Origin of the sequence: Frigidibacter sp. MR17.14 (assembly GCF_037095735.1) — a bacterium.
GTDB lineage: Bacteria > Pseudomonadota > Alphaproteobacteria > Rhodobacterales > Rhodobacteraceae > Frigidibacter.
Genome location: NZ_JBAWKD010000009.1, coordinates 124260 through 134945, shown reverse-complemented (window position 1 = coordinate 134945; position 10686 = coordinate 124260). Strand labels below are relative to the sequence as shown.

At 71.2% G+C, this 10686-nt stretch carries 8 protein-coding genes; 2 read left to right on the top strand and 6 right to left on the bottom strand.

The features are described from left to right. Window positions 1-158 precede the first annotated feature (158 nt). Together V8J36_RS18565 and V8J36_RS18560 are read left to right on the top strand one after the other, a co-directional pair. Window positions 159-851, top strand: a complete 693-nt coding sequence (locus V8J36_RS18565) for a response regulator transcription factor (protein ID WP_336468805.1) — start codon at window positions 159-161, stop codon at window positions 849-851. Window positions 852-972: 121 nt separating this feature from the next. After that, the gene (locus tag V8J36_RS18560; protein WP_336468804.1) at window positions 973-2385 is read left to right on the top strand and encodes an NAD(P)-dependent oxidoreductase; all 1413 of its coding nucleotides are present in this window, start codon (window positions 973-975) and stop codon (window positions 2383-2385) included. A gap of 61 nt (window positions 2386-2446) precedes the next feature. Here V8J36_RS18560 and V8J36_RS18555 read toward each other — a convergent pair whose 3' ends face one another. The 6 genes from V8J36_RS18555 to V8J36_RS18530 form a co-directional block, all read right to left on the bottom strand. Beyond that, window positions 2447-3859, bottom strand: a complete 1413-nt coding sequence (locus V8J36_RS18555; RefSeq protein WP_336468803.1) for a M20 family metallopeptidase — start codon at window positions 3857-3859, stop codon at window positions 2447-2449. A 23-nt stretch (window positions 3860-3882) separates the two neighbouring features. Next, the gene (gene moaB, locus V8J36_RS18550; RefSeq protein ID WP_336468802.1) at window positions 3883-4425 is read right to left on the bottom strand and encodes a molybdenum cofactor biosynthesis protein B; all 543 of its coding nucleotides are present in this window, start codon (window positions 4423-4425) and stop codon (window positions 3883-3885) included. Continuing rightward, window positions 4422-5270 carry a uracil-DNA glycosylase gene (locus V8J36_RS18545; RefSeq protein WP_336468801.1) on the bottom strand — a complete coding sequence of 283 codons (849 nt, stop codon included), beginning with the start codon at window positions 5268-5270 and terminating at the stop codon, window positions 4422-4424. The genes moaB and V8J36_RS18545 overlap by 4 nt, the downstream gene beginning before the upstream one ends. Before the next feature lie 42 nt (window positions 5271-5312). Further along, window positions 5313-6329, bottom strand: coding sequence for a class 1 fructose-bisphosphatase (locus V8J36_RS18540; RefSeq protein WP_336468800.1), 1017 nt, complete (start codon window positions 6327-6329; stop codon window positions 5313-5315). Window positions 6330-6362: 33 nt separating this feature from the next. Next, entirely contained in the window at window positions 6363-7151 is a 789-nt protein-coding gene (locus V8J36_RS18535; protein WP_336468799.1) for a CPBP family intramembrane glutamic endopeptidase, read from the bottom strand. Window positions 7152-7434: 283 nt separating this feature from the next. Further along, window positions 7435-10590, bottom strand: a complete 3156-nt coding sequence (locus V8J36_RS18530) for a valine--tRNA ligase (RefSeq protein ID WP_336468798.1) — start codon at window positions 10588-10590, stop codon at window positions 7435-7437. Window positions 10591-10686 lie beyond the last annotated feature (96 nt).

The window sequence follows — 10686 nt, the reverse complement described above, 5'->3', positions numbered from 1 at the left end:
CGTCGTGCGATAGCGAGGGGAAGAGGGCTTCGGCATGGCCCGAAGCTAACGTATAGGATTCACGACGTGAATCCGCCTCACTGATAAGTGCAACAACGCCCCCTCGTGCCCCCGGTCCCATTGGATCGGCGGCGGGTTGTACGCGTGGGGTGACGGTTTTGACGCCACTTGTTTTCGAACGGAAATTCTCGGTCGCCATCATCGACGACCACCCGATCTTTCGCCGCGGACGCGCGGCGGTGCTGCGCGATGAACCCGATGTCGGTGCCATTTACGAAGAGGACAGCGCCGATCGCGCGGTCGAGCTTGCGGCAGAGCGGACACCCGACATCATGATCCTCGATCTGGTGATGCCGGGGGGCGGCGGCCTTTCGGCGCTGTCGCGGATCGCCGGTGCCCATCCCGAGGTGCGCTGCGTGCTGCTGACGGTCAACGACTGTCCCGACACCGCGATCGAGGCGCTGAACGGCGGCGCGCGCGGCTACATTCTCAAGGGCGTCCCGGCGGGCGAGCTGATCTCGGCCCTGCGCTCGATCATGCGCGGCGACACCTTCGTCTCGCCGGCCTTCGCCACCCGCCTGCTCAGCGCCGCGCAGGAAAGCCGGGCCCGCCGCGATCCCGCCGCGGGCAGCCTGACCTTCCGCGAGGAACAGGTCCTGCGCGAGCTGAAGTCGGGCCGCAGCAACCGCGAGATCGCCGAGATCCTCTCGATCAGCGAGAAGACGGTGAAGGTCCACATGTCCAGCATCATGCAGAAGCTGGGCGCCAAGAACCGGGTCGAGGCGCTGGTCGTCTACCAGCGCACCCGGGGGGCGCCTCCGGGCGGGCACGGCACCCTGCGCAGCCACTGACCCGCGCCCCGCCCCGCTTCGTCCCTCCGCGCAGCGCCGCCGGGCGCCAGCGGCCTTGCATCCCCGCGCGCCAGCCGCGACGGTGGCCGCCTCCGCACTGACCCCGGAACCGGAAGCGCCCATGACCGACCGCAGCACCCCGAAGATCCTCGTCGTCGACCCGGTCGGCCTTGCCCTTGGCGCCGATGGCCAGCCCGACACCGCGGCGGTCCGCGCCCATGTCGCCGCCCGCGGCGGGCACTTCCACGACGGCTCGGCCCGCGGCCGCGACGACCTCGCGCCCGGCTGCGCGCATTTCTTCTACCTCCCGCATCTCTCCACCGCCGAGGACCTGCGCGCCGAGGCCGGCGACGGCCTTTATGACGCGGTGATCGCCGCGGCCACCTTCCTGCCCGCCGATCTGCCGTTCCCGATGGGCGGCGTGCGCATCGGCGCGGGCACCGGCAACATGGGCTGCACGGTCTGGGGCGGCGGCGACGGCACCGGCGGCAGCGCGCCCTTGATGAACACCCCCGGCATCAACGCGGTCGCTACCGCGCAGATGGTGTTCAAGGCGCTGCTCGCCGTCCGCCCGGACCTGCCCGTCGCCCTCCTGCACGAGCTGGTCGCCGAGGGCGCCTTCGACACCGGCCGCGACCTCGCGCGCTTCCCCACCGCCGGACTGCAGGGGCGCTGCCTCGCGGTGATCGGCTACGGCAGCATCGGGCGCGAGGTCGCCAAGCTGGGCCGCGCCTTCGGCATGCGGGTCCGCGTCCATGCCCGCCCGCGCCACCGCGACTGGATCGAGGCCGAGGGGTTCGAGCATGCCGAGACGCCGCTGGCCGCCGCGACCGGCGCCGACGTGCTGTCGGTGCATGTCGGGCTGGGGCCGAAGACCGCGGCGGGCTTCGCCAATGCCGGGCTGATCGGGGATGAAGTCTTGTCGGCGCTGGCGCCGGGGGCGGTGCTGATCAACTACGACCGGGGCGAGCTGGTCGATACCGACGCCCTCGCCGCGGCGCTCGACAGCGGCCGGCTCGGCCATGCCGCGATCGACGCCGACCTGTTCCGCGACGCCGCGACCGGGGCGCTGTCGGGGCCGATGCTGCCCTACCTGCCGCTCGCCGCCCGCTTCGGCGACCGGCTGTCGCTTCTGCCCCATGCCGCCGCCGACACCGATCACCCCACCCGTGTCGCCGGCGCCTGTCAGGCGGTGGACCAGATCCTCGACGCGATCCGCGAGGGGCGCGTGCGCAATGCCAAGGGCGAGGTGCCCGCGGGCTGGACCGCGGCCGGCGGCAGCCGCCCGCGCGGCGTCGGCGGGATCGACGCGGGCCTGCTGGCCGCGCTCGCCGCGGACCCGCAGCGGCTCGCGGCCCTGCAGGCGGCGACCGCGACCCTGTCCGAGGAACTCGCCCGCCTTGCCGCCCCGCCGCGAGAGGGGGACGGGGCCGCCATAGACCCGGCCGACGGGGCGCGGCTGGCGCTGGCCGCGAACCGCCTGCGCAGCGGCCTCGATGCCGCGGGTCTGGCCGGCCCCTGGCTCGGGGCCTGAGCCGACAGCAGCCCGTTCGAGAGAACACGGCCGTTCCGAAAGGCCGCGCTCGCGCCGCCCCTCAGACGTGGGGCGGCACGTCCGGACGGTGGCCGATGTCCCACCACAGCCCCGCCATCGCGGTCACCGCCTGGCGCAAGAGCGGCGCCAGCGCATGCTCGTCGGGCCCGTGCTGGCGACAGCCGGCATAGCTGTGCGGCATCCAGACCGTCGGCAGGCCCAGCGTCTCGGCAAAGCAGCCGTTGGGCAGCGAGCCCCCCAGATTGGGCAGCACATGCGGCGCAAGCCCGGTGCTCGCTTCAAGCGAGGCGGCGGCGAAGCGCACCCAGGGGTGGTCGGGGTCCAGCCGCGTGGCCCCGAAGGCGCCCTCGTCCCGCTCGGTCACCTGCACGGCTGACAGGCCCGCCGCGTCCAGATGCCGGCGCAGCGCCGGCACGATCGCCTCGCGGTCTGTGCCCACCACGTAGCGCAGCTGGCAGGTGGCGCGCGCCCGGCCCGCGATGGCGTTCTGCGGCGCGTCGGGCAGGCCAGAGGTCATCGCCAGCACCGCGAAGCTGTTCCAGCCGAAGACGCGCTCCTGCGGGCTCAGGCCCGGCTCGCCCCAGCCCTCGGACAGCGGAAAGCCCGCCTCGACCGGGGGCAGGGCGGAGATCACCTCGCGGATCCGCGGCGTCAGGCTGTCGGGGCGCCACTCGGGGATCCTCAGCGCGCCGCGGGCATCGGTGATCGAGGCGATCGCCTGCGCCAGCAGGATCGCCGGATCGGAAAGCAGCCCGCCGAAATTGCCGGAATGATGCGCGCCGTCGCGCAGGTCGACCGTCAGCTCGAAGCTCTTGGCGCCGCGCGCCCCGGTGAAGATCGTGGGCCTCTCCGGCGACAGCCGCGGCCCGTCCGAGGCGATCAGCACATCCGCCGCCAGCGCCGCGCGCTCCTCGGCGCAGAACAGGTCGAGCCCGGGCGAGCCGGTCTCCTCGGCCATCTCGATCAGCAGCTTGACGTTGAAGCCAAGCCGCCCCTCGACCGCCAGCACCGCCTTCAGCGCCGCGATGTTGATCAGGTGCTGCCCCTTGTTGTCGGCGGTGCCGCGACCATAGAGCCGCTCGCCCGTCCGGGTCAGCGTGAAGGGATCCATGCCCCCGGACCACAGCCCCGCCTGCCCGCGCACGGTGTCGCCATGGCCATAGACCAGCACCGTCGGCAGGTCCGGGTCCTCGATCCGCGTCGCAAGCAGGATCGGCGGGGCCGTCGGCACCGGGTTGCGGTGGATGCGGGTCGCGAAGCCCATCGTCTCCAGCATCGGCACCAGCAGCCCGGCCAGATAGGCCTGCAGATCCGCGCCGGCATCGTCGCGCTGGCTTTCGCTGGGCTGGGCCACGAGACGCGAAAGATCGGCCAGCAGGCTGCCGTCGTCGAAGCGGGCGGCGGCCTCGGCCAAGGTGGCGGCGCGCCGCTCTGTGCTGGCGGGGTCGGTCATGGCAGGGCCTTTCGAAACCTCCGCTACTTGCGGCGGCGATGTTCCTCGAGCCGGGGGAAGATCTCGACGAAGTTGCAGGGACGGTGGCGGTAGTCGAGCTGCTTGACCAAGATCTCGTCCCAGGCGTCGCGGCAGGCGCCGGGCGAGCCGGGCAGGGCAAACAGGTAGGTGCCGCCCGCCACGCCGCCGGTGGCGCGGCTCTGCACCGCCGAGGTGCCGATCTTCTGCATCGAGACCACGGTGAAGACGGTGCCGAAGGCCTCGATCTCCTTCTCGTAGACGTCGCGATGCGCCTCGACCGTCACGTCGCGGCCCGTCAGGCCGGTGCCTCCGGTGGTCAGGATCACGTCCACGCCCGGGTCCGCGATCCATTCGCGCAGGCGCTGGGCGATGGCGGCGCGGTCGTCGGGCAGGATGCCGCGGGCGGCCAGGACATGGCCCGCCGTGGTCAGCCGTTCGACCAGCGTGTCGCCCGAACGGTCGTCGGCCTCGGTCCGCGTGTCCGAGACGGTGAGCACGGCGATGCGCACCGGCAGGAACTCGCGGCTCTCGTCGATGCGGCTCATCTGCGGCCCAGCCTTTCCTTGAGGGACAGAAGACCGGCCCAGGCCTCGCGCTTGGCGGCGGGGGTGCGCAGCAGGTCGGCGGGCGGGTCCATCGGCAGGACCGGCCGGCCGAAGGCCTCGGTCCAGACGCCGCGGGCCGCGCGGCCCCCCTGCCGCCCGCAGGCGGCGCGGAAGGCGGTCTCGCCGAAGACAACCAGCACGTCGGGATCGGCCAGCCGCACATGCGCCTCGACGAAGGGACGCATCATCGCGATGTCGCCCGGCGCCGGGAGCTTGTGCGGGCTTTGCAGCCGCCAGGGCAGGACATTGGCGACATAAATCGCGGCCTCGGCATCGGGGGCGCTGCGCGACAGGCCGATGGCGGCGAACATCCGGTCCAGAAGCTGGCCGGCCGCGCCGATGAACAGCTGGTTCTGCTGGTCTTCCTCGCGGCTCGGCGCCTCGCCCAGCACCATGACCCGCGCCCCGGCGCGGCCGTCGCTGAAGACGAAATTGCGCGCGCCGCGCTTCAGTTCGCAATGCTCGAAGGCTTCGAGCGCTACGGCCAGCGCCTCGAGCGTCGTGACCCCGGCCACGGCGGCGGCGGCCTCTGCGGCGGGGTCGATCTCGACCGGTTTCGGGGGGGGCGGCGGCCGGCGCTTGCCCGGCTGCACGGCGTCGAGGCCACTGGCAGCGCCGGGCCCTGCCGTCGCCGCCGCGGCCTCGGCGCGCCTCGCGGCCAGCGCCTCGGCATGGGCATAGCGGTCGACGGGGGCCTCGCCGATCGCCTCGGTCACGCCCATGTCGCGCTGCCAGGTCAGCAGGGCGGCGAGGGCGTGGGAATCGAGGGCGTCGAGGTCGAACATGGCCGCCACCCTAGGCCGGATGGCGGCGGGGTGAAAGCGGGCTCAGCCCTTCGACATGTAGCCCATCAGCGCCTCGACCTCTTCGGACGAGCCGAAGATCAGCGGGCAGTGGCCATGCGGCTCGGTCGGCAGGATGTCGAGGATCGCGGTGGTGCCGTCGGTCGCCCGGCCGCCGGCCTGCTCGACGATATAGGCCATCGGGAAGGCCTCGTAGAGCAGCCGCAGCCGGCCCTTCTCGTAGCCCTTGCGCGCGTCGGCCGGGTAGAGGAACAGCCCGCCCTGCAGCAGGATCCGGTGCATGTCGCCGACCGCCGCGCCCAGCCAGCGCATGTTGAAGTCGCGCCCGCGCGGGCCGTCCTTGCCGCGTTCGATGTCGGTGATGTAGTCGCGGATCCCCGCGCCCCAGTGCCGCGCGTTCGAGGCGTTGTAGGCGATGGTCGAGGTCTTCGGCTTCAGCGTCACGCCCGGGGCATGGACGCGGAAGGCGCCGGCGGTGGCATCGAAGGTGGCGATGTCGAGGCCCTGGCCGAAGGAGAAGCCCAAGTCGACCGAATGGCCGAACGAGACATAGCCCGCGGCGATGACCGAGCGGCCGGTGCGCAGGAAGCCCTCGGGCGCGGCGGGGAAGACGCAGAACAGCAGGCCCAGCGGCGCGCCGATCCCGATCGAGCCCGAACCGTCGATCGGGTCCATCGCGATGTCATAGGCCGCGTCGGGATCGAGGGTCGCGATCTCTTCGGCCTCTTCCGACAGCACGAGGCGGACCGGGGCGGCGCGCAGCGCGGCCATCACATGCTCATGCGCGCCGACGTCCAGCGCCTTCTGCTTGTCGCCGCTGTCGTTGGTGCCGACGATGCGGGCCGGGTCGCCCGGCAGCAGCCCCGCGGCCAGCCGTGCGCCGAGCGCCGGCACGGCGCCGGCGATGGCGGTCAGGATCGCCGTCAGCCCCTCGGGCACGTCCTTCAGCCCGGCGAGGTAATCGGCCAGCAGCGGGGCGGCGGGGGCTTCGTCGCCCGGCAGGGTCAGGGTCGGCAGGTCGCGCATCGGGGTCTCCGTCATGTCGGTTCGGTGCCGGGCACCGGCGGGATAGGGTCAGGCGCTCGTCGTCCCGGGGGTGGCAGGCCCGGGACCCAGGCGACGCGTGAGGTCGCGCAGCAGGTACAAGGCATAAAGGAACAGCGGCAGGACGAACAGCGCCGGCATGAGCTGCGCGACCAGCGGCAGGTCTGCCACCTGACCGGGGTCGATGTCGCCCTGCGCCAGCGTCGCCATGAAGGCCGCGAAGTTCCACAAGGCGTGCAGCGCGATGCAAAGGATCAGCGAGCCGGTGCGCACCCGGAGCGCGATGAACAAGAGCCCCGACAGCCCGGCCGCGGCGGCCTGCATCACCGCCCCGGTCAGGCTGCCGGTGATGAAGGCGTTCAGGATGTGGACCGAACCGAAGAGCAGCGTCACCGCGACCACCGCGGGCCAGGGGGAAAAGCGCCGCCGGAAGCCCGCGAAGAGCACGCCGCGGAACATCAGCTCTTCCGAGATCCCGACCAGCACGCAGTTGGCCAGCACGAAGAGCACCTGCCGCCCGGTCGGCAGGCCGAGCGCCACCGCGAAGGCGAAGATCGCGGCCACGTAAAGCAGCGGCAGCCACAGCAGCCGCAGGTGCCGCAGCGCCGGGGCGCGCAGGCCGAGGTCGCCGAAGTCGATGACCCGCGTGACCAGGATGAGGAACAGCGGCGCGAGCAGGAGCTGCAGCGCGATGCCCTCGGTCACCATCGCCGAGATCGGCACCGGCTCGCCGGGGTTCGGCCCCGCGAGCAGCATCACCAGGAGCCACGCGAGGAAGGTGGCAAAGGCGCTGACGGGGCCGCCCCGCAGCCGCCTCATGCGCGGCAGTCCTGGGGAGGGGCGGAGAGGGGGGAGGTGAAGGTCATGGCTGCCGCGGGCTGAGAGGGTCCGGTCTGACAAGGCACGAAACGGCGGGTGGTTCCCCTTGGCGCCTGGCAGGCCGGGCGGGGGCGCTGCCCCCGTCGCGGCGGGGCCGCGACTCCCCCGGGATATTTGGGCCAGTGCGAAAGCCGTGAAGGGAAGAGGGGGCTCTGCCCCCCGCCCGTTCCGGGCGCCCCCCCGGAGTATTTCGTCCAAGCCGAAAGGGGGGCGCGCCCTGAGGTCAGCCGATGTCGGCGAGGCGGGCGAGGGCGGCGCGGATCCGGGCGGCCTCTTCGTCGCCCTGGGCGAGCTTCTCGCGGGTTTCCTCGATCACGTCCTCGGCGGCGTTGGCGACGAACTTCGGGTTGTTCAGCCGGTTGCGCAGGCCGTTCAGGTCCTTGTCGAGCTTGTCCACCGCCTTGGTCAGCCGCGCCTTTTCGGCGGCCACGTCGATCACGCCCTCGAGCGGCAGCGCGAAGGTCGCGCCCTCGCAGGCGATGGTGATCGAGCCCTTCGGCATCGCGGCCTCGGTCAGGCTGTCGATACGGGCAAGGCGCAGGATCAGCGGCGCGTTCGTGGCCCAGGCGGTGCGGGCCTCGGGCGTGGCCTCGACCAGCACCATCGGCAGCTTCAGGCCCACCGGCACGCCCATCTCGGCCCGGGCCGAGCGGACCTGTTCGATGAGCTGGATCACCCAGTTCATCTCGCGGTCCGCGGCCTGGTCGAGCAGCCCGGCCGTGCCGTAGGTCGGCCAGTCGGCATGGACGAGCGGCTTTTCGCGGCTGCCGGTCATCGCCCAGAGCTCTTCGGTGATGAACGGCATCACCGGGTGGCAGAGCAGGTAGCACTGGTCCAGCACCCAGGCCATCGTGGCCCGCGTCTCCTCGGCCTCGGCCCCGTCGAAGAGCGGCTTGGCGAATTCGACGTACCAGTCGCAGACCTTGCCCCAGACGAAGGCGTAGAGCGCGTTCGCGGCATCGTTGAAGCGGTAGGCGGTCAGCGCCTCGTCCACCGTCTCGCGGATGCGGGCGGTCTCGCCGATGATCCAGCGGTTCACGGTGTGGGTGGGCTGCGGGATGCCCGCAGGCCGCGCGGCCTCGAACACGCCGTTCATCTCGGCGAAGCGGGTGGCGTTCCAGATCTTCGTGGTAAAGTTGCGATAGCCCGCGATGCGGTCCTTCGACAGCTTCAGGTCGCGCCCCATCGCCGCCATCGCGGTCAGGGTGAAGCGCACCGCATCCGCGCCGTAATCGTCGATCAGGTCGAGCGGGTCGAGCACGTTGCCGAGCGATTTCGACATCTTCTTGCCCTTCTCGTCGCGGACGAGGGCATGGACATAGACGGTGTGGAACGGCACCTGATCGACCACGGCCAGCTGCATCATCATCATCCGGGCGACCCAGAAGAAGATGATGTCGAAGCCGGTGACCAGCACGTCGGTCGGGAAGTATTTCGACAGTTCCGGCGTCTGTTCCGGCCAGCCCAGCGTGCCGATCGGCCAGAGGCCGGACGAGAACCAGGTGTCGAGCACGTCGGGATCGCGCCAGACCGGGAAGACGAGCGTCGTCGGGTCCTGGGTGACGTTGTATTGCGCGAGGCTCGCCGCCAGCGCCGCGATCGCGGCGGGCTTGTCGGCGACCTCGACGATGCGGGCATGGCTGAGCGGCGCGGGCACATCGGCGATGGAATCGCGGAAGGCCTCGGTCACCGCCTCAAAGCTGGCCGCGCAGCGCGCGATCTCGCCCCGGTGCAGCATCCCGCCCGCGTTCAGCAGGCGGCCGAGTTCGACCTCGTCGAGATCGCCGTCGCCCTCATCGTCGCGGAACGCCTCGTCGCCGAGGTCGAGCCCGTACCAGACCGGGATCTGGTGGCCCCACCAGAGCTGGCGCGAGATGCACCACGGCTCGATGTTCTCGAGCCAGTGGAAATAGGTCTTGGCGTCACGCTCGGGGAGGATGCGGGTGTAACCGGCGGCGGGGTCGAAGGTTCCGGCTTCCTGCGCGGCCATCCCTTGGCGGACCGCGTCGAGCGCCGGGCCCACGATCTTCTGGGTGTCGACGAACCACTGGTCGGTCAGCATCGGCTCGATCACGACCTTCGAACGGTCGCCGAAGGGCTGCATGATCTTCTTGCTCTCGACCAGTGCCACCGTTTCGGTGACCGTCTCGCCGGTCTCCTTGTCGGTGCGGGTGATCTCGTGCGTGACCGCCAGACCCTCGGCGGTGATCTGCTCGACCACCAGCTTGCGGGCCTCCATCCGGTCGAGCCCGCGCAGCTCTTCCGGCACCAGGTTCAGCGTGTCGACCTCGGCCCCGTCGAAGGCGGCGCCGTTGGCGATCTCCTGCGCGCGGGCTGCGGCCTCGGCATAGGGGGCGCCGTCGGCGCGCATCGCGGCCTTGGTGTCCATCAGCCGGTACATCGGGATGCCGCCACGCGCGGCGACGCCGTAGTCGTTGAAGTCATGCGCGCCGGTGATCTTCACCGCGCCCGAGCCGAAGGTTGGATCGGGGTATTCGTCGGTGATGATCGGGATCAGGCGGCGGTGCTCTTTCGGACCCACCGGGATCTCGCAGAGCTTGCCCACGATCGGGGCATAGCGTTCGTCCGAGGGATGCACCGCGACTGCGCCGTCGCCCAGCATCGTCTCGGGCCGCGTGGTCGCGATCGAGATGTAGTCGCGGGTCTCGCGCAGCGTGACGTTGCCGTCCTCGTCCTTCTCGACATATTCGTAGGTCTGGCCCCCCGCGAGCGGGTATTTGAAGTGCCACATATGGCCGTCGACCTCGAGGTTCTCGACCTCGAGATCCGAGATCGCGGTCTCGAAATGCGGGTCCCAGTTCACCAGCCGCTTGCCGCGGTAGATCAGGCCCTTGTTGTGCAGCTCGACGAAGACCTTGATCACCGCGTCATGGAAATTGCCGTCCTCGCCCGCCGGCGCGCCCGGGGCGCCCGACATGGTGAAGGCATTGCGCTCCCAGTCGCACGAGGCGCCGAGGCGCTTCAGCTGTTCGATGATGCGGTTGCCGGACTGGGTCTTCCACTCCCAGACCTTGCCGAGGAAGGCCTCGCGGCCCAGTTCGCGCCGGCCCGGCTGCTGGCTTTTCGCCAGCTCGCGCTCGACCACCATCTGGGTGGCGATGCCGGCATGGTCCTGGCCGGGCTGCCAGAGCGTGTCGAAGCCGCGCATCCGGTGCCAGCGCACGAGGATGTCCTGCAGCGTGTTGTTGAACGCATGGCCCATGTGCAGCGAACCGGTGACGTTCGGCGGCGGGATCATGATGCAGAAGGTCTCGGGCTTCGAGGCATTGGCCCCGGCCCGGAACGCGCCCGCCTGTTCCCAGCTGGCATAGAGCCGCGGCTCGGCCTCGGCGGCGTTGAACGTCTTTTCCATCGGCATCGGCGCTGATCCCCGCAATGTTCCGCGAGGCTATCTAACGACCGAAGCGCCGAAGGAAAAGCCGCAACGGCGGCACGCCACGCCAGCGGCCGGTCT